Genomic DNA, 24,597 nt, shown 5'->3' with positions numbered 1-24,597 from the left:
GCGCACGTCGGTTGTCGAATGATCGCACCTCCCGCCGCGCGCGGCAAAGCTTTTGCCGCACGGCATTGCCCACCCTTTCGCCATCGCCGCCCATGAACGCCGTCACTGCCTCGCCTTCTCACGACACGCCGCGCATCGTCGACCTGCAAGCGATTCCGGTCGCCGGCCACGACAGCATGCTGCTCAACCTGAGCGGCGCGCACGGTCCGTTCTTCACCCGCAACCTCGTGATCCTGAAGGACAGCGCGGGCCGGACCGGCGTCGGTGAAGTGCCGGGCGGCGAAAGCATCCGCCGCACGCTCGACGACGCGCGCGCGCTCGTCGTCGGCCAGCCGGTCGGCAATTACCACGCGGTGCTCAACGACGTGCGGCGCACCTTCGCCGACCGCGACGCGAGCGGCCGCGGGCTGCAGACCTTCGACCTGCGCACGACGATCCACGCGGTCACTGCACTCGAGGCCGCGCTGCTCGACCTGCTCGGCCAGCATCTCGGCGTGCCGGTTGCCGCGCTGCTCGGCGAGGGCCAGCAGCGCGAGCGCGTCGAGATGCTCGGTTACCTGTTCTACATCGGCGACCGCACGAAAACCGCCCTGTCCTATCGCGACGGCAGCGGCGCGACCGACGACTGGACGCGCGTGCGCGACGAGCCGGCACTGACGCCCGAGGCGGTCGTGCGGCTCGCCGAGGCCGCGCATGCGCGCTACGGCTTCAACGACTTCAAGCTGAAGGGCGGCGTGTTCGAAGGCGCCAGCGAGATCGAGGCCGTGACGGCGCTCGCCGAGCGCTTCCCCGATGCGCGCGTGACGCTCGATCCGAACGGCGCGTGGTCGCTCGACGAGGCCGTGCGGCTGTGCCGCGACCAGCATCACGTGCTCGCCTATGCGGAAGATCCGTGCGGCGCGGAGAACGGTTACTCGGGCCGCGAGGTGATGGCCGAATTCCGCCGCGCGACGGGGCTGCCGACGGCGACCAACATGATTGCGACCGACTGGCGGCAGATGGGCCACGCGGTGCAGTTGCAGGCCGTCGACATCCCGCTCGCCGATCCGCACTTCTGGACGATGCAGGGTTCGGTGCGCGTCGCGCAGATGTGCCGCGACTGGGGTCTCACGTGGGGCTCGCATTCGAACAACCACTTCGACGTGTCGCTCGCGATGTTCACGCATGTCGCGGCCGCCGCGCCGGGCCAGGTCACCGCGATCGACACGCACTGGATCTGGCAGGACGGCGAACGGCTGACGCGCGAGCCGCTGAAGATCGAGAACGGGCTGGTGGAAGTGCCGAAGCGGCCGGGGCTCGGTGTCGACATCGACATGGATGCCGTCGCGGTCGCGCACGAGCTGTACAAGCAGCACGGCCTCGGTGCCCGCGACGACGCGGCGGCCATGCAGTATCTGATTCCGGGGTGGACGTTCAACAACAAGCGCCCTTGCCTCGTGCGCTGAGCACGGGAAAGGCCGGGCGGCAAGGTCGCCCGGTCACGTCTGGCTGGCCGCGCGTGGCGGGCCGGATCTAGTCGGTCGCGCCTGCCCGGCCAGGCCTAGCCGGCCGCACCTACCCGGCCAGACCTAGCCGGCCGCCCCAATCCCCCGCGCCATCCCCGACGCGGCGAACACGATGACGATCACGAGCACCGCCTGCCAATGGCCGATCCGCACATAGGTGCGCGCACGGCCGATATCGGGCATCTGCTGCTGCCGCGCGGCGACGCGCCACCGGATCAGCCCCAGCATCGGCACGACCTCGAGCAGCAGGATCAGCACGAGCGCGGTCATCTTCAGGTGAAAGAGCGGTTCGTGCAGGTAGTACGCGGTGCCTTTCTCGAAACCGCCGAACGCGCGCGTGAGGCCCGTCACGATCAGCACGAGCGCCGACAGCCCCCAGGCAGCGTCAGCCCTGAATACACCCGGCAGGTCGGCCGCCTGCGCCGACGCGATGAGCCGGCGCAACGCTCGGTTGCGTCCCACGATCGCGGCAAACGCGACGCCGAACGCGCTCAGGTGAATGGCAGCCAGCAACCAACGGACGATCATCGTGCCTCCTTGTCGCCCGCACGCGGTGCGCGGGCCCTGTCAGACGATCTGCTTGAGCGCCGCGTCGAGCGCGAGCACCGCGACGCGGTCGCCCTCGGTCGCGAGCGGCGCGCGCATCACGATCTGCCGGTTATGGCCGACGGCCGCCGGCGAATCCCACAGCAGTTCCACCTTCGGACGCTGGAACAGGCCGCCGCGGCGCGGCGGCACGGCAGCAGGCGGCACGTCCTGCGCAGCCTGCTCGCCCGTGGCGGGCGCCGTCCGGCCGGGCCAGCGCACCGACAGCTCGCGCGCGTCGTACTGGCCGACCTTGCGGCTTTCCATCCAGACGATCGCGGTGCGCGTCAGCACGTCCAGCGAGATCGCATAACGGCCGACCGCGAAGCGGCGTGCCGCCACGTTGGTCCGCCACAACGGCCGCGGACGGCAGATCCAGACGATCGCCGCGTAGAGCGCCGGCGCGGCGACGAGCCAGCCGTTGGTCGCCGTCACCGCATGCAGCGCGCCGCGCCAGCCGGCCGCCCACGCGAACATGCCGATCGACCAGACGGCGAACAGGAAACCGATCAGCGCAAAGACGCGCAGTGCCTGGCGCAGCCACTGCGGCAGCGGATGGAACGGCCGCTCGGCGCGCGCGACGGCGCCCGGCAGCGCGAGCAGCAGGAAGATCAGCACGAGGTAGACGAACGCCCACGGCGACGACACCATCGCCGACAGCGACGAGCGATAGCCCATCTGGGACATCGAGAACAGCCAGCGCGCGAGCAGCACGAGACCGATCGCGCGCAACGCGAAGATCACACCGGCGCCGGGGGCCGGCGCTGCGCGCGTGGTTTTCGTTCTCGCCAAGACTGCTCTCCTCTGGATAATCGTGCGGGGCCGGATTTCACGGCACGGCCATTATAGGGACATTACCGTCTGGACAGACGGCAGGATGGCGTGCCGGGCCGCTTCGGAGGGTGTTCGCGGTGTCGGGCGCGGCGAGAATACAACAGATCCGCGCCGCGGATGTGACAACGCCCCGCCGGGAACCCGGACGGGGCGTCGATGAAGGCCGCGCGCCGCAGCGCGGCGGCGGCCCGCAATCAGTTTGCGTTGACTTCGCGGAGCACCGTGCGGCGCTTCTGGCGCAGCAGTTCTTCGTAGCCCTTCACGTAGTTCTGCGCCATCACCTTCGACGAGAAGCGGGCTTCGAACGCGGCACGGACCTTCTCGCGCGGCAGCGTATCGAGGCGCTTGAGCGCCGCGACGGCCGACAGTTCGTCTTCGACGACGAAACCCGACACGCCGTTGTCGATCACTTCCGGCACCGAGCCGCGCTTGAACGCGATCACGGGCGTGCCGCAGGCCATCGCCTCGATCATCACCAGGCCGAAAGGCTCCGGCCAGTCGATCGGGAACAGCAGCGCGTGCGCGTTGCCGAGGAATTCGGTCTTTTCGGACTCGCTGATTTCGCCGATGTACTCGACGTGCGGCAGCGCGAACAGCGGCTTGATCTTCTCTTCGTAGTACGCGCGGTCAGCCTTGTCGAGCTTCGCGGCGATCTTGATCGGCAGGCCGGCCTGCTCGGCGATGCGGATCGCCGTGTCGACGCGCTTCTCCGGCGAGATACGGCCGAGGAACGCGAGATAGCTCGGCTTCACGTTCGGGATCGGCGTCAGCAGGTTTTCCGGCAGGCCGTGGTAGACGGTCGACAGCCAGTTCGCCTGCTGCAGCGGGATGCGCTGGTTGTCGGAGATCGACACGACCGGCACGTCGCTGAACGCGTTGAAGATCGGCTGCAGTTCCGGCAGGTCGAGACGGCCGTGCATCGTCGTCAGATGCGGGACCGGCTGGCGCGAGAACAGCGAGAACGGGTAGTAGTCGATGTGGCAGTGCAGGACGTCGAACTCTTCCGCGCGGCGGCGCACCTGCTCGAGGAGCAGCATGTGCGGGGCCATCACGTCGCGGATCGTCGGGTCGAGGCGCAGCGCCTGCGGCCAGCAGGCTTCGAGCTTCGCGGAGGTTTGCGAATCGCCGCTCGCGAAGAGCGTGACGTCATGCCCCATCTCGACAAGTGCTTCGGTGAGGTAGGACACCACTCGCTCGGTACCACCGTACAGTTTCGGGGGCACCGCTTCATGCAACGGAGCGATTTGGGCGATTCGCATGCGTAACTCCTAAAAAATCGGCTAAAAACCAGGTATGGGTCGGCAACCTGCCGGCGGTCCGGGCTGGAGGCATTCCGTCCGAAGATCGGACGAATCGGCCTGCCGGGGGCGTCGAACCCGCGCTGCTCAAGGAGCGTCGGCGACGCGACAGGCATAGAACGTTTGAAACGAAGACCCGTTGACAGGGGTTCGTAAAAAACCTGGAATCGAACCCGGAGCCGATTATCTAGGGTTAATCCTGATACGGCGCACAACATTTCAAACACTTTACTTTGTTACAAAGGTGCAACACTTTGCAACCCGCGGACTTGGGTGTCCGTTCTAGAGTGGAAGGCCCTTTTGGCGTCCCTTGTCACCCGTGGCTGCCGGCAGCGTGATTCCGGCACATGCGGCAGGACGGGATGCCGGATTTTATCTCAAAATCGATCGCGAGCCCCTGGCCAAGGCAAGATTCGCGCAGCGCGACGCACGGCCTTGTTTACAATGCCGGATTATTCAGTCCGGGCGAACGCCGGCAAGCGATCCCGCCGCCACGCTCAATCACCGAATCACCGCACGCATATTTTGGAATCTCTCACCCCTGCCCAGCGCAACGCCCACAACGCGAAGCTGTCGAGCTACGCGCACCGGCCGATCGCGTTTCTGTTCCGCTACATTCGCCTCCATCCTGTCGCACACCTCATCGTGCTCTGCAGCGTGCTGGCCGCCGTCGGCTGCGCGCTCGGCTCGCAATACGCGATCAAGCACCTGATCGACGTGCTGGCGACCGGGCGCCATCATCCGGGCCCGCTGTGGAGCGCGTTCGCGCTGCTCGTCGGGCTGATCGCGGCCGACAACCTGCTGTGGCGCGTCGGCGGCTGGGTCGCCGCGCACACGTTCGTCGCGGTCACCGGCGACCTGCGGCGCGACCTGTTCCAGTACCTGATCGGCCATTCGCCGACCTACTACTCGGAAAAGCAGCCCGGCACGCTCGCGAGCCGCATCACCGCCACGTCGAACGCGGTCTACACGTCCGAGAACACGATGGCGTGGAACGTGCTGCCGCCGTGCATCGCGGTGATGGGCGCGATCCTGATGATCATCGTCGTCAACCCGCTGATGGCCGCCGGCCTGCTCGGCTGCTCGGCCGTGCTCTCCGTCATCCTGTTCAAGCTGGCCGGGCGCGGCTCGGCCCGCCACCATGCGTTCGCGGCGAAGGCCGCGGCGGTCGACGGCGAGCTCGTCGACGTGATCGGCAACATGGGCCTCGTGCGTGCGTTCGGGATGACGCTGCGCGAACAGAAGCGCTTCGGCGCGACGATCAAGGCCGAGATGGACGCACGCCAGCAAAGCCTGCTCTACCTCGAGAAACTGCGCCTGCTGCACGCGGTCATCACCGCGATGCTGTCCGCCGGCCTGCTCGGCTGGGCGCTGTGGCTGTGGGATCAAGGCCAGGCGACGTCAGGCGACATCGTGCTCGTCAGCTCGCTCGGCTTCACGATCCTGCACGGCACGCGCGACCTCGCGGTCGCGCTCGTCGATGTCACGCAGCACATCGCGCGCCTGTCCGAAGCCGTGAAGACGCTGCTCGAGCCGCACGGGATGCAGGACCACTCCGACGCGCAGCCGCTGTCGGCCAAGGGCGGCCGCGTCGATTTCGAGCGCGTGACGTTCGCGTATCCGCACCGCCGCGCGATTCTCGACCACTTCGACCTCCATATCGAACCGGGCCAGCGCGTCGGCCTGATCGGCAAGTCGGGCGCCGGCAAGTCGACCGTGCTCGCGCTGCTGCAGCGCTTCTACGACACGCAGGATGGCGTCGTGAAGGTCGACAGCCAGGACGTGAAGACGATCACGCAGGACAGCCTGCGCCACGCGATCGCGCTCGTGCCGCAGGACATCTCGCTGCTGCACCGGACGATCTACGACAACATCGCATACGGCCGCCCCGACGCGACCCGCGACGAAGTGCTCGCCGCCGCGCGCGACGCGCGCTGCGCGGAGTTCATCGAGGCGATGCCGGAAGGTTATGACACGATCGTCGGCGACCGCGGCGTCAAGCTGTCGGGCGGCCAGCGCCAGCGCATCGCGATCGCGCGCGCGATCCTGAAGAATGCGCCGATCCTGCTGCTCGACGAAGCGACGTCGGCGCTCGACAGCGCCTCCGAAGAAGCGATCCAGAGCGCGCTCGACCGCCTGATGGTCGGCCGCACCGTGATCGCGATCGCGCACCGTCTGTCGACGCTGCGCAACTTCGACCGGATCATCGTGATGAACAACGGCAAGGTGATCGACGACGGCAGCCCCGACGTGCTGCGCAGCCGCCCCGGCTTGTACCGCGACCTGCTCGCGAAGCAGCACGGCCGCCATCACGCGGCACCCGACGGCAGCACGCCGACCGGCGAACGCGCGGCCTGACGCGTTCGCGCGCAGCCGACAAAAAAGCCGCGGTGCTTCATGCACTGCGGCTTTTTTATTGCGCCGGGAGCAGCCAGCGGGCTACACGTGTTGCAGATCGCGCAGGAAGTTGTCGCGCCACACCGACACGTTGTTCTCGCGAAGCTGCGCGATCATGTCCGCATAACGCGCACGCCGCTCGGCGAGCGGCATCGTCAGCGCCTGCGACAGCGCATCGGCCATCCCGTCGATATCGATCGGATTGACGATCAGCGCGCCCGTCAGCTCCCGCGCGGCACCCGCGAAGCGCGACAGCACGAGCACGCCCGGATCGTCCGGATTCTGCGCGGACACGTACTCCTTCGCGACGAGGTTCATCCCGTCGCGCAGCGGCGTCACGAAGCCGACCCGTGCGAGCCGGTACAGCCCGGCCAGCACCTGGCGGTCGTACTGGCGGTGAATGTAGAGGATCGGCGCCCAGTCGAGTTCGGCGTAGCGCCCGTTGATGCGCCCCGACTCCGCTTCAAGCTGCAGGCGGATGTCCTGGTACGCGCGCAGGTCCGCGCGCGTCGACGGCGCGATCTGCAGGAACGACACACGGTTGCGGATCGACGCCTGGTGCTCGAGCAGCTTCTCGAACGCGCGAAAGCGTTCGACGAGCCCCTTTGAATAATCGAGCCGGTCGACGCTCATGATCAGTTGCCGCCCGCGCAGCGACGTCGCGAGCGTACGCACGGCCTTGCCCTGCTCGCCCGCCTGCGCGAGCGACGCGATCTCGTCCGGATACACGCCGATCGGGTAGGCGGCCGCGCGCAGCGTCTGGCCGAACGCGCGCACGCGCACCGTGTGGCCGTCGCGCTCGACCTCGCCGCCCGCCTCGAATTCGACGTAATCGCAGAACGCGCGCAGGTCGGGCTCGGTCTGGAAGCCGAGCAGGTCGAACGCGCACAGCGACTCGACGAGCTCGCGGTGCGGCGGCACGTTGACGAGCACCTGCGCGGCCGGAAACGGGATGTGCAGGAAGAAGCCGATGCGGTTCTTCACGCCGGCCTCGCGCAGCGCGCGTGCGAACGGGATCAGGTGATAGTCGTGCACCCAGATCACGTCGTCGTCCTGCAGCAGCGGCACGAGCTGCTGCGCCAGCCAGACGTTGACGCGGCGGTAGCCGTCGAATTCGTTGCGGTCGTACTGGATCAGGTCCGCGCGGTAATGGAACGCGGGCCACAGCGTCGCGTTCGAGAAACCGCGGTAGTACTGGTCGTAATCGCGGCGCGACAGGCCGACGGTCGCGAACGTCACGGGCCCGCGCTCCTCGATGCGGATCTGCGGCGCGCCGGATGCGACGACCTCGCCGCTCCAGCCGAACCACATGCCGCCCGTCTCCTTCAGTGCGTCGTAGACGCCGATCGCGAGGCCGCCCGCCGCCGGTTCGCCTTCCGAAATCGGTGCGACGCGGTTTGAAACGATGATGAGCCGGCTCATGCGTCAGGCTGCCCCGTGCCGAGCCAGTGCGCGATCTGCTCGTGCAGCGCGTCGACCGACTCGAGCCGCATGCGGGCGGATGTCTCGCCCGCACCGACCTTGATCGACAGGCCGCCGCGCGCGTTGACCACCGCGAAGCCCTTCTCGTCGGTCAGGTCGTCGCCCGCGAACAGCGGCGTGCGGCCCGCGAACGGCGGTTCGTTGAGGAACGCAGCCAGCGCGCGCCCCTTGTCGACGCCCTTCGGCTTGATCTCGAACACCATCTTGCCGGGCTGCAGCACATACGCATCGGCATAGTCGGCGACGAGACGCTCGGCCGCTTCGCGTGCTGCCGCCTCGCGCTCGGGCGCGTTGCGGTAGTGCAGCGCGACGGCCGCGCCCTTGATTTCGAGCAGCATGCCCGGATGACGGTCGACGACCCCCGCCAACTCGCGCTCGATGCGCAGCAGACGTTCGTCGTTGAAGCCGATGCGCTGCGTGTCGCCGTTCGCATCGCGGCGCTCCGCGCCGTGCAGGCCGGCGATCGGCAGGTCGGGCATCTTCAGGAACGTGTCGAGATTGTCGATGCCGCGCCCGGACACGATCGCGACCGCGCCGTGGGAGCGGCGCCGCAGCTCGTCGAGCAGCGTCAGCAGCGACGGCGGAACGTGAATGCTGTCGGGCGTCGGCGCCAGTTCGACGAGCGTGCCGTCGAAGTCGAAGAAGAACGCGGTATCGGTCAGGGACAGGGAAGCCGGAACGGATTGCATCGATTCGATAGTCTGAGGGTCGGCCGGTAAAGGCAGGGCCGCCGCTGCGCGAATGGAATTGTGCGCATCTTACCGTGCCTGCGCATCGAAATGGGCGAAACCGGTGCATCGCAAGCCTCGCGCCGCGAGCCGCGTCAACTGCGACATATTGCCCCGCTCGCCCGCGCCGTACGGGTTTCGAAAGGACGCGGGCGCGCGAATTGCGCTACAGTCGCAACCGCCTGCCGCGCGACGCATGGCGCCGCGCCGGCCGGTCCCCTTCCGTCCGATCGAGCCCCTGGATGTCGTCTGCCTGTCCCGCGCCGCACCGGCGCCTGTCCCGCTTCATCCGCACGGCGGCTGCCTTGGCCGCCGCCGTGACGCTCGCCGCGTGCACTCACGACGAGCCGCGCTGGAACCTGACCAACGTCACCGGCCACCTGCCCGACCTGTCGTTCACGCTGACCGGCGGCGACGGCCATCCGATCGACGCCGATGCGTTCCACGGCCGCATCTCGCTCGTCTACTTCGGCTACACGCACTGCCCCGATGTCTGCCCCGAAACGATGGCGCGGCTGATGGAAGTGCTGGCGAAGCTCGGCCCGCAAGCGAACGACGTACGCATCCTGTTCGTTTCGGTCGATCCCGCGCGCGACACGCCGCAGGCGATGCAGTCGTATGTCGCCGCGTTCGACGCCGCGCATGCGCGCGGCCTGACCGGCACCGACCGCCAGATCGAATCGCTCGCGAAACGCTATCGCGTCGCGTACCAGATGGAAAAACGCGATCCGTCCGGCGGCTACGAAGTCACGCACAGCTCGGCCGTCTACATCTTCGACGCGACCGGCCGCGCGCGCCTGCTCGCGACCGACCGCGACTCGCCCGACGCCATCGCCGCCGATGTGCGCCGGATCATCGACACCGCCTCCACGACCTGAATTCCGACATGAAGACGAAGACGACACTCAAGACGTTCGCCCTCCTCGCCGCGCTGTGCGCCGGCGCCCACGCCTATGCCGCCGGCGCGATCACCGCGCAGAACGCGTGGGTGCGCTGGCTGCCGAACAAGCTGCCCGCGGGCGGCTATGTGACGCTCGTGAACACCAGCGACAAGCCGGTCGATCTCGTCGACGTCGACAGTCCCGACTACGGGATGGCAATGCTGCACCAGACCGTCTCGAACGGCTCGACGCAGAAGATGGAAATGGTCGACAAGCTGACGATCCCCGCGCGCGGCAAGGTCGACATCGCGCCGGGCGGCTATCACTTCATGCTCGAGGAACCGAAGCACGCGATCAAGCCCGGCGACACCGTGCACCTGCGCCTGAAATTCTCCGACGGCGAAACCGTCGATGCACCGTTTGCCGTGAAATCGCCGGCCCAGGCGAAGTGATGCGCGCGCGATGAACCTCCTGTACTGGCTCGATCCGTGGGAACCGTCGCCGACCGTCGTCATCGCGGTGCTGACGGCCGCCGTGCTGTTCGCGCGCGGCGTGAAGAAGGCGAAGGTGTCGCCGCTGCGGCAGTTCTCGTTCTGGTTCGGGCTGACGGCGCTTTACATCGCGCTGCATACGCGGCTCGACTATTTCTTCGAGCATGAGTTCTTCATGCATCGCGCGCAGCACCTCGTGCTGCACCACCTCGGGCCGTTCTTCATCGCGCTGTCCTATCCCGGCGCGGCGATTCGCGCGGGTATCCCGTTTCGCTGGCGGCAACGCTTCGTGCGCCCCGCGCTCACGTGGGCGCCCGTGCGCGCGACCCTCAACGTGGTGTTCCATCCCGTCGTCGCGGTCGTGCTGTTCGTCGGGCTGATCTATTTCTGGCTGCTGTCGCCGATCCACTTCATTGCGATGCTCGACTGGCGTCTCTATCGCGTGATGAACTGGAGCATGGTGATCGACGGGCTGCTGTTCTGGTGGCTCGTCGTCGATCCGCGGCCGGCGCCGCCCGCGCGGCTGTCGCCGGGCCGCCGGATCCTGATCGTCGTCGCGGCGATCCCGCCGCAGATCGCGCTCGGCGCGCTGATCTTCTTCACGCCGCACGAGCTGTATCCGATCTACTCGATCTGCGGCCGCGCCTTCACGTGGCTGAGCCCGCTGCGCGACCAGCAGATCGGCGGCCTGCTGCTGTGGATTCCGGGCTCGATGATGAGTGTGATCGGCGCGCTGATCGCGCTGCGGCACTGGCTGAGGTTGTCCGCACGCGGACGCCTGATCGACGAACGGGCCGTGCAGCGCGCGGACAAGCCGCCGGTGACGCACGCCGCGCACTGACTGCGGCGCGGCGCGTGGACAATCACGCGCGCGCGCTGCTCATCCACACGTGCGGGATGCCGTCCTCGTCGTGGATGTCCGAACTTGGCGTGAAGCCAAATGCCCCGTAAAAGCGCTGCAAGTGGGCCTGCGCATGCAGGCTCACGGGCGTATCCGGCCACTGCGCGCGGATATGCTCGAGCGCGCGCGACAGCAGCCCGTTGCCGAGGCCCGCGCCGCGAAACGCGGCGGTCGTCAGCACGCGGCCGATGCGCACGTCGGTGTGCTGCGCATCGGGCAACAGCACGCGCAGATAGCCGGCCAGGCGGCCCGCCGGATCGAACGCGGCCAGGTGCCACGCGGCCTGGTCCGCGTCGTCGATGTCGCGATACACGCAGTTCTGCTCGACGACGAACACGGCGCTGCGCGCTTCGAGGATCGAATAGATTTCGCGCGCCGTCAGCGCGTCGAAGGATTTCCAGCGCCAGTCGAGATCGTCGGCGCTCGGGGATGCGGCGGGTGCGGATGCGTTCATGTGCGGTCCTGATTCGGGCGCGCCGGCCGGCGCGCGGCAACCGTTGATTATGCCTCGAAGCACCCACAGCAGGCGACCGCCCGCCCGTGTGCAAAAAAAAGCCCCGCATTGCGCGGGGCTGTTCGTCATGCCGGCATCTGGCCGAAGCGGCCGCTGTTGAAATCCTCGATCGCGGTACGGATCTCCGCTTGCGAGTTCATCACGAACGGCCCGTAACCGACGACAGGCTCGTCGATCGGCTCGCCGCTCAGGATCAGCAGCTTCGCGTCGCCGTTCGCTTCGATCTCGACGTCGCGGCCATCGCGGGCCAGTTGCACGAACTGCGCTTCGCGGGCGACCGTCTCGCCGTTCACCTGCACCGTGCCGCTCAGCACGACCACTGCGAGCGTGCGCCCTTCCGCGACCGGGAACCGCGCATGGCCGCCTGCCACGAGCCGCACATCCCACACGTCGATCGGCGTGTGCGTGCGGGCCGGGCCGCGCCGCCCGTCGAGTTCGCCCGCGATGATCCGCGCACGCCCCGCGCCGTCCGGCAATTCGACCACGGGGATGTCCGTGTTCAGCAGCGTCTGGTAGCCGGGCGCGCCCATTTTGTCCGCGGCGGGCAGGTTCACCCACAACTGCACCATCTCGAGCGGGCCGCCGCGCTTCGTGAACGCCTCCGAGTGGAATTCCTCGTGCAGGATCCCGCTCGCGGCCGTCATCCACTGCACGTCGCCCGGGCCGATCGTGCCGCCCGCGCCGGTCGAGTCGCGGTGCGCGACCTCGCCGTCATAGACGATCGTCACCGTTTCGAACCCGCGGTGCGGATGCTGGCCAACACCGCGCGGTGCCGTCGCCGTCCCCGGCTCGAACGTCGCGGGGCCTGCGTAATCGAGCAGCAGGAACGGGCTCAGGTGCGTGCCGTGAGACTGGTAGCTGAACATCGAACGCACCGGGAAACCGTCGCCGACCCAATGGCCGCGCGGCGCACTGTACACACCCTGGATCTTCTTCATTGCCCTCTCCAAATTGCGGCGAAACACGTGTTTCGCATCCTGAACAGGAATATAGAGGTGGAACGATCGATCCGGTAGACTGCCAAAATCGCACTCAGCGTTCCATTTCATGAACGATAAAGAGCGGGATCTGAACGATCTCTACTACTTCGTGCAGGTCGTCGAACACGGCGGCTTCGCGCCGGCCGGGCGCGCGCTGGACATGCCGAAATCGAAGCTGAGCCGCCGCGTCGCGCTGCTCGAGGAACGGCTCGGGATGCGGCTGATCCAGCGCTCGACGCGCCGCTTCACGGTCACCGACGTCGGTCAGACCTATTACGCGCATTGCCGCGCGATGCTCGTCGAGGCCGATGCCGCCGACGAAGCGATCGCGCTGCTGCACGAGGAGCCGCGCGGCATCGTGCGCGTCAGTTGCCCGGTCGTGCTGCTCGATTCGCTGGTCGGCACGATGATCGCCGCGTTCATGGCCGCGTGCCCGCGCGTCGAGATCCATCTGGAAGCGACCAACCGGCGCGTCGACGTGGTCGGCGAAGGGATCGACGTCGCGATCCGCGTGCGCCCGCCGCCGCTCGAAGACAGCGATCTCGCGCTGCGCGTGCTGGCCGAACGCGGCCAATGCCTCGTCGCGAGCCCCGCGCTGCTGCGCGAGCACGGCACGCCGGCCGTTCCCGCCGATCTCGCGCGCCTGCCGAGCCTCGATCACGGCGTGCCGCAGTCCACGCACGTGTGGCGGCTGCGCGGGCCCGACGGCGCTCACGCGGAAATCCATCACCAGCCGCGCTTCGTGACGGGCGGCATGCTCGCGCTGCGCGCGGCGGCGGTCGCGGGTGTCGGCGTCGTGCAGTTGCCGACGATGATGGTGCGCGACGAAGTCGCGCGCGGCGAACTGACGACCGTGCTGCCGGACTGGGCGCCACGCCGCGAGATCGTGCATGCGGTGTTCGCGTCGCGCCGAGGGCTGCTGCCCGCGGTGCGGGCGCTGCTCGATTTTCTTGCGGAGCGGTTTGCCGAACTCGAACCCGATTGAGCGCGCCGCGCCACGCGCAGCCGGGCGCTGCAGACCGCGCGCGCGTGCCGTAGACTGCGGTACGCGCATCGCGCATTTTGCGTATCGCGCATGTTCACAACCCCTATCGCTTTCCCGCCATGTTCACGCTGTCCAACGACCCCAACGCCTCCAAGGCCGATCAATACGCAACGCTCATCGAGCAGGCGCGCGCGCTCGTCGAATCCGAACGCGACCTGATCGCGAACGCGGCGAATTTCGCCGCGCTCGTCTACCACTCGCTCGACCGCCTCAACTGGGCCGGCTTCTACTTCTTCGACGGGTCGGAACTCGTGGTCGGGCCGTTCCAGGGCAAGCCCGCATGCGTGCGGATCGCGCTCGGCAAGGGCGTGTGCGGCACGGCCGCGCAGACGCGCGAGACACAGGTCGTGCGCGACGTGCATGACTTCCCCGGCCATATCGCGTGCGACGCGGCATCGGAATCGGAAATCGTCGTGCCGCTGGTGGCCGCCGACGGCACGCTGATCGGTGTGTGGGATGTCGACAGCCCGGTCGCCGCGCGCTTCGACGACGAAGACCGCCAAGGCATGGAGGCACTGTGCCGCGTGTTCGTCGAACACGCGTGGCAGAAGGCGCGCGGTTAAGCGGCCGTTACGCCGCGGTTGATCGCCCCGCGGCCGGTCGCCGCGATCGCGCGTGAAGCGCAACCGCGCGACCTCCAACGAAACGGGCCCCGCGACGGGGCCCGATCCATTGCGCCGCCGTGCGCGGCGCACTGCACGCGTCAGGCCGCGTGCGTGCCGGAAAGCGCCGCGAATGCCTGCGGCTTCGCGTCCTCGGTCAGCACCTCGAAGCCCTGCTCCGTCACCACGACCATGTGCTCCCATTGCGCGGACAGCGAATGGTCCTTCGTGACGACCGTCCAGCCGTCCGCCAGCACGCGCGTGTCGCGCTTGCCCGCGTTGAGCATCGGCTCGATCGTGAAGATCATCCCCGGCCGCAGCGGCACGCCGGTGCCCGGACGCCCGTAGTGCAGCACCTGCGGCTCGTCGTGATAGACATCGCCGATGCCGTGCCCGCAGTACTCGCGAACCACGCTGAACCCTTCGCGATGCGCGACCTGCTGGATCGCATAACCGACGTCGCCCAGCGTCGCGCCCGGACGAACCGCGCGGATGCCCGCGTGCATCGCCTCATAGGTCGCCGCGACGAGGCGCCGCGCGAGTTCGCCCGGTTCGCCGACGAAATACATGCGGCTCGTGTCGCCGTACCAGCCGTCCTTGATCACCGCGATGTCGAGGTTCACGATGTCGCCGTCGCGCATCGGCCGCGACGTCGGAATGCCGTGACAGACCACGTGGTTGACCGACGTGCACAGCGTCTTCGGATAGCCGTGGTAGCCGATGTTCGCCGGGATCGCGCCGAGCACGTCGACGATGTAGTCGCGGCAGCGCGCGTCCAGTTCGTCGGTGGTGACGCCCGGCTTCACATGCTCGGTGATCATCGTCAGCACCTGCGACGCGAGCTTCGCGGCTTCGCGCGACTTGGCGATTTCTGCAGCGCCGCGGATCGGGATTTCGCGCTTCGCCATCACGCCACCTGCTCGATGCCGTGCGCGACCGGTTCCACCGGCGCCACATCGCCGCCCCGTGCTTCGGCCTCGATCAACATCCGGCAGATCTCGCCATAGGACAGCGCCGGATTGAGTTCCGCCAGCATGCCGACACGCAGCCAGTGCTCGGCCTGCGCGTTGATCGAACGGCTCAGCGCCGTGCTCGTCGAGCGCAGCCGTTCGTGCATGTGCTCGGAAATCTTGATGATGCCCATATATCCCCAATTAAACGAAACGTAGTCACATCGTATATTACGCTGCGCGCGACTGTCGGGCAAGTCGTTCGGATCCCGTCGAACCCTCATCCGGCTGCAGCAAATACCGTTGACATCAAATTCCAGTTTGCTGGAAAATAAATCCATCATGCAAGAACCAGTGACCACGCCTGCCGACGACACCGGCATCAACGAGCGCATTGCCCGGCGCGTGCGCGACCTGCGCACCCTGCGAGGCTACACGCTCGATGCGCTGGCCGCGCGTTCCGGTGTCAGCCGCTCGATGATCTCGCTCATCGAACGCGCGTCGGCCAGCCCGACGGCGGTCGTGCTCGACAAGCTCACGGCCGGACTCGGCGTGTCGCTGGCCGGACTGTTCGGCGGCGATCGCGACGACACGCCCGCACAGCCGCTCGCACGGCGCGCACAGCAGGTCGAATGGCGCGACCCGGCATCCGGTTATGTGCGACGCAATCTCTCCCCGCCCGGCTGGCCATCGCCGATCCAGCTCGTCGAGGTCGACTTCCCGCCCGGTGCACGCGTCGCGTACGACAGCGGCGGACGCGAAAGCGCGCTGCATCAGCAGGTGTGGATCGTCAGCGGCCGTATCGACGTCACGTTCGGCGACGCGCTTCACGAACTTCACGAAGGCGACTGCCTGGCCATGCGGCTCGACCGGCCGCTGGTTTTCAGCAATCCGTCGCCGCATGCCGCGCGCTACGTCGTCGTGATCTGCGATGCGCCCGCCGCGGCCGGCATGCGAAGCGCGTGATGCGCGCACCGTTTGCGCGATCCGTTCCAAACCCACAGGAGCTCCCATGAATTCCCCGAAACCGCGCGACGACGTGCGCCTGATCGATTGCAGCGAGACCGAGCATGCCGCGGCCATCCTCGAGATCCTGAACGACGCGATCGTGAATTCGACCGCGCTGTACGACTACCGGCCACGCCCGCCGGAAGCGATGGTCACGTGGTTCGCAACGAAGCGCGCGGGTGGCTTTCCGGTCATCGGCGCGGTGGACGCGTCGGGCACGCTGCTCGGCTTCGCGAGCTGGGGCACGTTCCGTGCGTTTCCTGCGTTCAAGTACACGGTGGAACACAGCGTCTATGTGCATCCCGACCAGCGCGGCCGCGGGCTTGGCGAGTTGCTGTTGCGCGAAGTGGTGCGGCGCGCGCGCGAAGCGCAGGTACATGTCGTGGTGGGCTGTATCGATGCGACCAATGCCGGAAGCATCGCACTGCATACGAAACTGGGATTCGTGCACTCGGGCACGATCACGGAGGCGGGTTTCAAGTTCGGCCGCTGGCTCGACGCGGCGTTCTATCAGTTGAAGCTCGAGACGCCGGCGCAGCCGGTGGATGGCTGAGCGCCTGCGCGCCGTCGCACACGCGGCGGCGCGCGATGCGATGCGACGCGCCGCAGAAAAAAGAAAAGCCCCGCGAAGCGGGGCTCAAAATCAGCCGGGCACGCCGCCACGCAGGTATCGGCTAAGGTTGCCTGGACGCATGCCCCCGTCCTTCGCGAAGCAAAAGACTTCTGACTGCCGACGACGGCACCTGCGCCAAACGGGCGATCGCAGCATAGCTTGCTCCGGGGTTATCGTGATCCAGTTGGCGAATCTCGGCGAGTTTCTCTGGTTTCAGTTTCCCATTCTCCGTATAAGCGTTCCGGTCCACATGATGCGCGTCCGACCGATATGAGCGCCTCGTGCGGGCCGGCGGTTCCGCGCCGAGATAAACGACTTCAACGGGACGCGGAGCGACGGACGACGCTTCAGACGACGGCGCAGAGGTTGCCGGCGCATAACCCATGGATTGATGGTGCTGCTGTCCGGCATACGCAAAAGGTCCCGTACTCAGCATTTCGTCAGGCCCCGGCAAAAACCGCCCACCGTCGACAGGAACGAGTCTTTCCATGTCAGCCGGGCCGGGTAACCGGCGGGACAGCCCGGATAGCGGACCCTGTGCCGATGGTCGGGTGCGTTGCGCCGCCGGGGCGGCCACCTCTGGCCCGTTCCCGGATTCGGATGCATACGAATGTGAGTTGGCAGGACCTCCCGGAATACGACCTGATTCCATGTTCAGCACCTCGTGTCATTGAAAGACGCAGTCTCACACCGCAACGCGATCCCGCCTTTTAAGGATGCGAAGATTTTGGCTGTCCGACGAATTCATCGATCACGACCTGACAAATCAGCAGGCATTGCCCCTCGCCATCCAGAACACACCCATCCCGCGACTCCGGAGTACGCGATCCATCGAGGACGTTGCTCTGAGCGTGCGTACCGGTATGGCGTGAATGGTGTAGCAGGAAGTGTGATCTGCGAAGATCGGCCGGCATTCTCCAAGGAAGCAGCGCGCCGTAGTCGTCGGCAGTCTTTGCCAGCGGAAGTCGCTGGAACAGCCCGCTGCGACGCCCAACACAGAACGGGCGAATCGAATTTTCGCAGGGGTTGTTCGATATAGGCCAGCTACCGTTTTCGACGTAGTGGAGCAGCTTTGGCCATGGCTCGCGCAGGTAAGTCAGCGCTTCGCCGAGCAGGCTTTTCGGTAGGACACCAGGCGACTGCTCGAGCATCAGCGCATGGATGGCATCGAGTACACATCGCCCTCTTCTTCGGATTGGAACGTCTGGGAAAGTGACTCTCGGAAAAGCTTCGAACGTCGGATGATGTATCCCCACGCTTCGGAAGGTCGCCATGCGCTGCCGCGAACTCGCCGATACGGCCAACGAGCCGACTTAGGCGTGGTTACGCGTGTTTCTTGAGTGGCTCGGAGGCGACTCCGCACCACACCAGGCGCCTTTCCGACAAGAATGAAAACGGAGCAGAAAAAAGAAAAGCCCCGCCGAAGCGGGGCTTTTTCTCTTCTTACCTGGAGGCGCGAGTGGGAGTCGATCCGACCTAAACGGCTTTGTTGGCCGTCAGATATTGCGAGAATCTAGTGCACTACATCCGTTACCCAGACGCATCCAGCAACGTCCGAAGAAAGCCATCACTTCGTCAGGCTATTGCCCATGAACGATAGCAGTGCCGCGGTAGCGGGATACTTCGACGTCGCGATCACCTCCGGATCGAACCGAAAATTCATGACCCCGATGATCGGTGCGTTGGGATAGGCAAATAATACGTCCCAATATGGCTGAATATGGTTCTTGATAGCAGCGTCCGTCGGCGGCGACGGCAGTACCGTCAGCGAAGTGGGAGGCACGATGATCCACTTCGGCGATTGTGGGTCTGTGGCCGGCGCGACATTGTTGTACGCGTTGTAAATCTGATCCGAACTTGTCCAGGTGTAGTTGTCGATTCCAACCCAGTCAAGCCGGCTACTGGTCGGCGTCGCACAACCAGTAACCGGCATTTGCGTTCGAATCTCGTTAATGTCTGCCGGGTTTGCTGCACTCGACGTGGTCAAGATCGTGTATACCGGCAAGTTGAGATTGTTCGCCGCCATTGCCTGTCGGAGCGTACAAACGTAGCTTGGATACTGCCAGGCGACATACTGCCCGTTACTTTGCAGCGCCGAGTTATTGAACGGCTCGTCGATGAAATAGATCGCGGCCGGTGCGTTCGCGGCATGTGCGATCCGGTTAACGATATTCCAGATGTTCGACCACGAGTTCGCACCGGTGCAATCGGAGTTCGACGTCCGATCCGGACAGATGTCGAGCCAGACTGCATTCGAACCGGCCGAGACGCCGACCGCACAACGCTTGTTCGTACAGGCGGCTGAATTCAGGCTTTCGATGGTGTGAACAACATTCATGTTGGTGCGGCTACCGGAGGTCCCTGTATTCGGCATTGTCGTGATGTCATTCAATGCCGTTTCAACCGATGTGCCGTTGATACCGTCAAGCCAGTCGTATCCGTAATACTGAACACCCGCTGTCCCGCCCGCCTTGGCCAGCACGCACCATGTAAGTGTCAGCATCGCCATCATGAATGCCGGAATACCTCTATACAGTACCGCTTTTTTCATAGCCCCTCGCCGAGATGGTTCAAATAGACGCTTGTGAAAACTCAGGATGCCGTCAGGCGATTTATCCAAGTTCAACCGCATCCGCCCGAACCGCATCCTGCGCGCAAGCTTCACTGTAGACAATTTCAGCAGCGACACGCGCCCAAACCAGCGTAGACGCCAGAGACCTTCCAGTTTGTGACCGAAACTACCGAGCCAACGCGGCCCCTGAAAGAGGGCCATGAGCAGGACATCCCTGTCAGGCACCTGCAGATCCAAGCAAAAGAAAGCAGCGTACGTCGCCGATCGCCAGTGCCGTGCCGTGCCGTGCCGTGCCGTGCCGTGCCGACCAAGAATAAACGACGCAGAAGCATGAACTTCAGCCAGAACCCGAGCACGGCCTTGACGACGCCCAGGCCATCCCCACTCGCCCATGCGATCGGCGCTGCGTAGCCGATGAGTACACATCCGGTCCCCGCATGCCTACAAAGCTGGCACGACAGACGGGCCGCACAATGCGCGATGGCATGCACGACTTTCGGTGAATGGGTTCGGACGGCTTGGCCTTACGATCACTCGTATTGGCAATCGCGCACATCTGGTATCTAGCGCGACGAACCAAGAACAGGAGTCAGGGTTCGCGGCGGACAGGACAGCCACTCAAAGAACGCTCGGTGATTGTTCTCAATTAGATCCGCAGTACGATTCGTCAGTATCCATTGGCAATAGTATTGCCTGATCGCCTTTACCTCCGTTTCGTTGTCAGGAATAGCCTGCCAACTCACGAAGTCGGATAGATACGACTCTCCCGTCTCAACGATTTGTTTCTTCCGCTCGGCCTGCGCTTGGGTGATCGGGACGCTACCTTCTCCAGAAACGACTGGCCCGATTCGGGTTGACAATATGACTTCCGTCGCAGGCCTTCCCTCATTGAGCGTGACCTTGGCCCAAGGAGCAGAGCGGCTGAGCGTTGGCCCATGCCTGAACAACTCTTGATATTCCGCGTATGCGTAGTAGGTCACGCTTCGAAACTGTTGCGGCGGCCAGCTCGTCGGGAACGGTGGCGTAACTCGCAAATACCAATTAACAGGCCAAGTCTTTCCCGTCATGAAATCGGGCGCGTCCTTGACATGCGTGTCGAACCTCTCCCAGTCACCCACCAAAAGCGCATACACATCGCTCCGTTTGAGTGCCTCTACCTTCACCGGATGATCTCCGACGAAAAACTCCCCGGTAGCAGCGGGACGCGCGGCACAGGCCGTCAACAACAAGACGGTAACAAGCGAGAACGAACGAGAGATAGGCCGCATAAGGTCATCGTGCCATATCGCAAATCGACCAACAAGCTTAGCAAGCCCCCCCGCCGTGAGCGCCTTCGATGGCAACCTCCCACCTAGCAAAGTGTCTAGCACTCGAGCATCGGAGTCAGGCGCCGACACGCGACGCCGATACTGACGAATGGCATCCAGCGTCGTCGAAATCGCCTCACGTTGCTCAACGACATCTGCCGGCACGATGCCGGCGCCAAGCAATTGCTCAAGTCGAGCAGCATACGCGTCCCCCTCCTCTTCGGATTGGAACGTCAGAAAAAGTGGCTTTGGGAGGAGCATCGAACGTCGGATGATGTATTCCCGCGTTCCGGAGGGTCGTAATCGCTTGGTCGCCATGTGCTGATACGCACTCGCCGATACAGCCAAAGTGCCGGCCCAGGCATGGTTAAGCGTGTTTCTTGTGTGGCTGCAGACGCCTTTCCGACAAGAATGAAACGGAGCAGAAAAAAGAAAAGCCCCGCCGAAGCGGGGCTTTTTCTCTTCCTACCTGGAGGCGCGAGCCGGAGTCGAACCGGCCTAAACGGCTTTGCAGGCCGCTGCATAACCGCTTTGCTATCGCGCCAAAAGCGGACTGTCCGGATGCCATGAAGGCAAGCGACAGATTTTTATTCGAGGACCGTAGGTCCATCAAATAAAAAGGGAAGCTTGGCTTCCCCATTACTTGGAGCGGGAGACGAGTCTCGAACTCGCGACCTCAACCTTGGCAAGGTTGCGCTCTACCAACTGAGCTACTCCCGCATTGTCCTGCACCTGCAGCGCTTTGCCATCCAACACGCTGCCAAAAAATCCTGGAGCGGGAGACGAGTCTCGAACTCGCGACCTCAACCTTGGCAAGGTTGCGCTCTACCAACTGAGCTACTCCCGCATTTGCCCTGCATCTGCAGCGCTTCGCCGATCAACACGCTGCCAGAAAAATCTGGAGCGGGAGACGAGTCTCGAACTCGCGACCTCAACCTTGGCAAGGTTGCGCTCTACCAACTGAGCTACTCCCGCGTATTGCTGCGCTACTGCTTCCCCGTCGCACTTACTTCGCCGTGCAGCGGAGAAGCGAGATTATGTCGAAGGCACATTCGTGTGTCAAGGGCTTTTCCTGCCCTTTTTCCAAAAACCTGCGCCGACGCGTAAGTGGCACAGGTCACGCGCCGCCGCGCTCGCGAATCTGCGGCCACGCAAGCTTCATGTAGTACAGCATCGACCAGATCGTCAGCACCGCCGCGAGATACATCAGCCACTCGCCCCACACGCGCGTGTCGATCGTCACGACGCCGAGCGGCAGCGGTCCGTAGAACAGCAGCATCGGAATCGCGACCATCTGGCACGCGGTCTTGAACTTGCCGAGCTGGTTCACCGCGACACTCTTCGACGCGCCGATCTGCGCCATCCACTCGCGCAGCGCCGAGATCGCGATCTCGCGACCGACGATCACGAGCGCGATCGCCGCGTCGACCCGCGAAATCTGCACGAGGATCAGCAGCGCGGCCGTCACCATCAGCTTGTCCGCCACCGGATCGAGAAATGCGCCGAACGACGACGTCTGGTTCCACTTGCGTGCGAGAAACCCGTCGAACCAGTCGGTCAGCGCGGCGAGGATGAAGATCGCCGCCGCCGCGAGATTGCGGTGCGCGCCGCCCATCACCGTGTCCGGCAGATAGAACACGCCGACGACGAGCGGAATCAGCACGATCCGCACCCACGTCAGGAAAATCGGGAAATTGAACGGCATGGCATCCGGGACAGTAAAGGATTCGCAATTGTGCCGTGTCGACCGGCCTGCCACAAGAACGCGAAAACGCGTGCCAGGCTGCCGGCCGCACGGGCGGCGTCAGTGAAGCTGCTTGTAGATCTGTTCGGCGAGCGCGTGCGAGATGCCCTCGACGCTCGCCAGTTCCTCGACGCTCGCGGCAACGACGCCGCGCAACCCGCCGAACCGCGCGAGCAGTCGCTGCCGGCGTTTCGCGCCGACGCCTTCGAGTTCCTCGAGCCGCGACGTCTGGCGCGCCTTCGCCCGCTTCGCGCGCATGCCGGTGATCGCAAAGCGGTGCGCCTCGTCGCGAATCTGCGCGACGAGCATCAGCGCGGCGCTTTCCTTGCCGAGTTCGAGTGCGGTGCGGCCGTCCGCGAACACGAGCGTCTCGAGGCCGACCTTGCGCCCCTCGCCCTTCGCGACGCCGACCAGCATCGACGTGTCGAGGCCCAGCTCGGTGAACACCTGGCGCGCGATTTCGACCTGACCCTTGCCGCCGTCGATCAGCACGATGTTCGGCAGCAGGCTCGACGCCTCGGCCTGACGCGTCGACTCGCCGTCGATGCCGGCCGCATCGTCGGCGGCGGCCGCCTGCGCGGCCTGCTCGACCATCTTCTCGTAGCGGCGCGTGAGCACCTGCCTCATCGCCGCGTAATCGTCGCCCGGCGTGATGCCCGTGATGTTGTAGCGGCGATACTCGCCCGACTGCATCTTGTGATGGTGGTAGACGACGCACGACGCCTGCGTCGCCTCGCCCATCGTATGGCTGATGTCGAAGCATTCGATCCGCAACGTCGCGAGATCGTCGCATTCGTAGCTGAGCGTCTCCGCAAGCGAGCGCGTGCGCGCCTGCTGCGAGCCCTGCTCGGACAGCAGCCGCGCGAGCGCAAGCTGCGCATTCTGCTCGGCCATCGACAGCCACGCGCGCCGCTGCCCCTGCGGCTGCCGCACCAGCGACACCTTGTGGCCGGCCTGCTCCGACAGCAGTTCGAGCAGGTCGCGGCTCGCGGGCGCATGGCTCACGACGAGCACGGGCGGCACGCGGTTGCCGAGATAGTGCTGCGCGATGAATGCGTCGAGCACCTCGGCCTCGATCGACGCCACCGTGTCGCTGCGTGCGCCGACCGTTTCTTCCGCGGGCTGGTCGGGCAGCACGCCGGCAACCGCATCGGTCGCGTCGGTTGCTTCCGCCACCTCGCCTTCATCGCCGAGACCGCCCTCGGCAAGCGTCAGCGCGCTTTCGACGTGCGTCGGGAAATACGCCTTGTCGCCCAGATGCCGGCCGCCGCGCACCATCGCGAGGTTCACGCACACGCGCCCGCCCTCCGCGACGACCGCCAGGATGTCGACGTCGCTGTCGCCGCCGACCTCGATCGCCTGCTGGTGCAGCACCGTCGCGAGCGAGCTCATCTGGTTGCGCACGGCCGCCGCCTGCTCGAATTTCAGCTCGGCCGCGAACGCGTGCATCTTCTGCTCGAGCTCCTTCATCACTTCGGATTGCCGGCCGAGCAGGAAACGCGCGGCGTTCGACACGTCGATCGCGTAGTCGTCCGTGGAGATCGCGCCGACGCACGGCGCCGTGCAGCGCCCGATCTGGTGCAGCAGGCACGGCCGCGTGCGGTTGTTGAAGACCGAATCCTCGCAGGTACGCAACTGGAACACGCGCTGCAGGATCTGGATGCTCTCGCGCACGGCCCACGCGCTCGGGAACGGGCCGAAATACTGGTTCTGCTTGTCGACCGAGCCGCGGTAGTAGGCCATCCGCGGAAAACGGTGCGCGGTGAGCTTCAGGTACGGATACGACTTGTCGTCGCGAAACAGGATGTTGTAGCGCGGCGCCAGCGCCTTGATCAGGTTGTTCTCGAGCAGCAGCGCCTCGGCCTCAGAGCGCGTGACGGTCGTCTCGATTCGCGCGATGCGCGTGACCATCATCGCGATGCGCGGCGACAGCTGCGTCTTCGTGAAATAGCTCGACACGCGCTTCTTCAGATCGCGCGCCTTGCCGACGTAGAGGACGGCGCCCGCCGTGTCGTAATAACGATAGACGCCCGGCATGTGCGGCAACTGCGCAAGGATCTTCTTCGGTTCGAACGGAGTATCGGAGGCTTCTGGGGATGTCATGCGTGATCCGGGCGCCTTGTAACGCGGAACGGGTCTATTAGAATCGCCAGTTTAGAG

22 protein-coding genes, 4 tRNA genes and 1 pseudogene are annotated in these 24,597 nt (G+C 65.6%); 9 read left to right on the top strand and 18 right to left on the bottom strand.

Annotated elements, in window-relative coordinates; translation table 11 throughout:
- Window positions 1-92 precede the first annotated feature (92 nt).
- A complete protein-coding gene (gudD, locus tag H3H55_RS05750) occupies window positions 93-1,445 on the top strand; it encodes a glucarate dehydratase (protein ID WP_193097938.1) in 1,353 nt (450 codons plus the stop codon).
- A gap of 123 nt (window positions 1,446-1,568) precedes the next feature.
- On the opposite strand, the gene H3H55_RS05745 is transcribed toward gudD, so the two are convergent.
- From H3H55_RS05745 to H3H55_RS05735, 3 genes are all read right to left on the bottom strand, one after another.
- A complete protein-coding gene (locus H3H55_RS05745; protein ID WP_193097937.1) occupies window positions 1,569-2,033 on the bottom strand; it encodes a DUF2214 family protein in 465 nt (154 codons plus the stop codon).
- A gap of 39 nt (window positions 2,034-2,072) precedes the next feature.
- Window positions 2,073-2,882 carry a hypothetical protein gene (locus H3H55_RS05740; RefSeq protein ID WP_193097936.1) on the bottom strand — a complete coding sequence of 270 codons (810 nt, stop codon included), beginning with the start codon at window positions 2,880-2,882 and terminating at the stop codon, window positions 2,073-2,075.
- 236 nt (window positions 2,883-3,118) lie between these two features.
- Window positions 3,119-4,183 (bottom strand): glycosyltransferase family 4 protein, encoded by a 1,065-nt coding sequence (locus H3H55_RS05735; RefSeq protein ID WP_193097935.1) that lies wholly within the window; start codon window positions 4,181-4,183, stop codon window positions 3,119-3,121.
- A 564-nt stretch (window positions 4,184-4,747) separates the two neighbouring features.
- Here H3H55_RS05735 and H3H55_RS05730 point away from each other — a divergent pair.
- Window positions 4,748-6,580 carry an ABC transporter ATP-binding protein gene (locus H3H55_RS05730; RefSeq protein ID WP_193097934.1) on the top strand — a complete coding sequence of 611 codons (1,833 nt, stop codon included), beginning with the start codon at window positions 4,748-4,750 and terminating at the stop codon, window positions 6,578-6,580.
- Between the two features lie 81 nt (window positions 6,581-6,661).
- On the opposite strand, the gene otsA is transcribed toward H3H55_RS05730, so the two are convergent.
- Entirely contained in the window at window positions 6,662-8,041 is a 1,380-nt protein-coding gene (gene otsA / locus H3H55_RS05725) for an alpha,alpha-trehalose-phosphate synthase (UDP-forming) (RefSeq protein ID WP_193097933.1), read from the bottom strand.
- Window positions 8,038-8,790: a trehalose-phosphatase gene (gene otsB, locus H3H55_RS05720; RefSeq protein ID WP_193097932.1), complete on the bottom strand. Its 753-nt coding sequence runs from the start codon at window positions 8,788-8,790 to the stop codon at window positions 8,038-8,040. Before otsB ends, otsA begins: the two co-directional genes overlap by 4 nt.
- 281 nt (window positions 8,791-9,071) lie before the next feature.
- On the opposite strand from otsB, the gene H3H55_RS05715 reads away from it, so the two are divergent.
- The 3 genes from H3H55_RS05715 to H3H55_RS05705 are packed head-to-tail and all read left to right on the top strand — an operon-like array spanning window position 9,072 to window position 11,042.
- Window positions 9,072-9,707 (top strand): SCO family protein, encoded by a 636-nt coding sequence (locus tag H3H55_RS05715; protein WP_193097931.1) that lies wholly within the window; start codon window positions 9,072-9,074, stop codon window positions 9,705-9,707.
- Window positions 9,708-9,715: 8 nt separating this feature from the next.
- Entirely contained in the window at window positions 9,716-10,162 is a 447-nt protein-coding gene (locus tag H3H55_RS05710) for a copper chaperone PCu(A)C (RefSeq protein WP_048249512.1), read from the top strand.
- A gap of 10 nt (window positions 10,163-10,172) precedes the next feature.
- Window positions 10,173-11,042, top strand: coding sequence for a cytochrome c oxidase assembly protein (locus H3H55_RS05705; RefSeq protein ID WP_193097930.1), 870 nt, complete (start codon window positions 10,173-10,175; stop codon window positions 11,040-11,042).
- 22 nt (window positions 11,043-11,064) lie between these two features.
- Here the strand turns inward: H3H55_RS05705 and H3H55_RS05700 are convergent, their stop codons facing one another.
- Together H3H55_RS05700 and H3H55_RS05695 are read right to left on the bottom strand one after the other, a co-directional pair.
- A complete protein-coding gene (locus H3H55_RS05700; protein WP_193097929.1) occupies window positions 11,065-11,556 on the bottom strand; it encodes a GNAT family N-acetyltransferase in 492 nt (163 codons plus the stop codon).
- 125 nt (window positions 11,557-11,681) lie between these two features.
- The gene (locus tag H3H55_RS05695; protein WP_193097928.1) at window positions 11,682-12,554 is read right to left on the bottom strand and encodes a pirin family protein; all 873 of its coding nucleotides are present in this window, start codon (window positions 12,552-12,554) and stop codon (window positions 11,682-11,684) included.
- 109 nt (window positions 12,555-12,663) lie between these two features.
- Between H3H55_RS05695 and H3H55_RS05690 the strand changes: the two genes are divergently transcribed.
- A complete protein-coding gene (locus H3H55_RS05690) occupies window positions 12,664-13,581 on the top strand; it encodes a LysR family transcriptional regulator (protein ID WP_193097927.1) in 918 nt (305 codons plus the stop codon).
- A 119-nt stretch (window positions 13,582-13,700) separates the two neighbouring features.
- Window positions 13,701-14,204: a GAF domain-containing protein gene (locus tag H3H55_RS05685; protein ID WP_193097926.1), complete on the top strand. Its 504-nt coding sequence runs from the start codon at window positions 13,701-13,703 to the stop codon at window positions 14,202-14,204.
- Between the two features lie 140 nt (window positions 14,205-14,344).
- On the opposite strand, the gene map is transcribed toward H3H55_RS05685, so the two are convergent.
- Both map and H3H55_RS05675 read right to left on the bottom strand, forming a co-directional pair.
- Window positions 14,345-15,151, bottom strand: coding sequence for a type I methionyl aminopeptidase (map, locus tag H3H55_RS05680; RefSeq protein ID WP_129514080.1), 807 nt, complete (start codon window positions 15,149-15,151; stop codon window positions 14,345-14,347).
- Window positions 15,151-15,387, bottom strand: a complete 237-nt coding sequence (locus tag H3H55_RS05675) for a ParD-like family protein (protein ID WP_047900198.1) — start codon at window positions 15,385-15,387, stop codon at window positions 15,151-15,153. Before H3H55_RS05675 ends, map begins: the two co-directional genes overlap by 1 nt.
- 148 nt (window positions 15,388-15,535) lie before the next feature.
- Here H3H55_RS05675 and H3H55_RS05670 point away from each other — a divergent pair, with 148 nt between their 5' ends.
- Window positions 15,536-16,159 (top strand): helix-turn-helix domain-containing protein, encoded by a 624-nt coding sequence (locus tag H3H55_RS05670; protein WP_193097925.1) that lies wholly within the window; start codon window positions 15,536-15,538, stop codon window positions 16,157-16,159.
- A 46-nt stretch (window positions 16,160-16,205) separates the two neighbouring features.
- Window positions 16,206-16,754 (top strand): GNAT family N-acetyltransferase, encoded by a 549-nt coding sequence (locus H3H55_RS05665; protein WP_193097924.1) that lies wholly within the window; start codon window positions 16,206-16,208, stop codon window positions 16,752-16,754.
- Window positions 16,755-17,713: 959 nt separating this feature from the next.
- Here H3H55_RS05665 and H3H55_RS05660 read toward each other — a convergent pair.
- From H3H55_RS05660 to uvrC, 9 genes and pseudogenes are all read right to left on the bottom strand, one after another.
- Window positions 17,714-18,007 (bottom strand): annotated as a pseudogene (locus tag H3H55_RS05660) (IS66 family transposase); the annotation flags it as partial.
- Between the two features lie 374 nt (window positions 18,008-18,381).
- Window positions 18,382-19,587 carry a hypothetical protein gene (locus H3H55_RS05655; protein ID WP_193097923.1) on the bottom strand — a complete coding sequence of 402 codons (1,206 nt, stop codon included), beginning with the start codon at window positions 19,585-19,587 and terminating at the stop codon, window positions 18,382-18,384.
- A gap of 362 nt (window positions 19,588-19,949) precedes the next feature.
- Entirely contained in the window at window positions 19,950-20,954 is a 1,005-nt protein-coding gene (locus H3H55_RS05650) for a hypothetical protein (protein WP_193097922.1), read from the bottom strand.
- Between the two features lie 209 nt (window positions 20,955-21,163).
- Window positions 21,164-21,237, bottom strand: a tRNA-Cys gene (locus tag H3H55_RS05645).
- Between the two features lie 100 nt (window positions 21,238-21,337).
- Window positions 21,338-21,413, bottom strand: a tRNA-Gly gene (locus H3H55_RS05640).
- A gap of 51 nt (window positions 21,414-21,464) precedes the next feature.
- Window positions 21,465-21,540, bottom strand: a tRNA-Gly gene (locus tag H3H55_RS05635).
- Between the two features lie 52 nt (window positions 21,541-21,592).
- Window positions 21,593-21,668 (bottom strand) — tRNA-Gly (locus H3H55_RS05630).
- 142 nt (window positions 21,669-21,810) lie between these two features.
- Window positions 21,811-22,398 carry a CDP-diacylglycerol--glycerol-3-phosphate 3-phosphatidyltransferase gene (gene pgsA, locus H3H55_RS05625; protein WP_011544951.1) on the bottom strand — a complete coding sequence of 196 codons (588 nt, stop codon included), beginning with the start codon at window positions 22,396-22,398 and terminating at the stop codon, window positions 21,811-21,813.
- Window positions 22,399-22,497: 99 nt separating this feature from the next.
- The gene (uvrC, locus tag H3H55_RS05620; RefSeq protein WP_193097921.1) at window positions 22,498-24,540 is read right to left on the bottom strand and encodes an excinuclease ABC subunit UvrC; all 2,043 of its coding nucleotides are present in this window, start codon (window positions 24,538-24,540) and stop codon (window positions 22,498-22,500) included.
- Window positions 24,541-24,597 lie beyond the last annotated feature (57 nt).

Source organism: Burkholderia sp. Z1 (assembly GCF_014893795.1).
GTDB classification, from domain to species: domain Bacteria; phylum Pseudomonadota; class Gammaproteobacteria; order Burkholderiales; family Burkholderiaceae; genus Burkholderia; species Burkholderia theae.
Note: the sequence above shows the minus strand (reverse complement) of the source record. Positions and strands in the feature narration are given on the sequence as shown.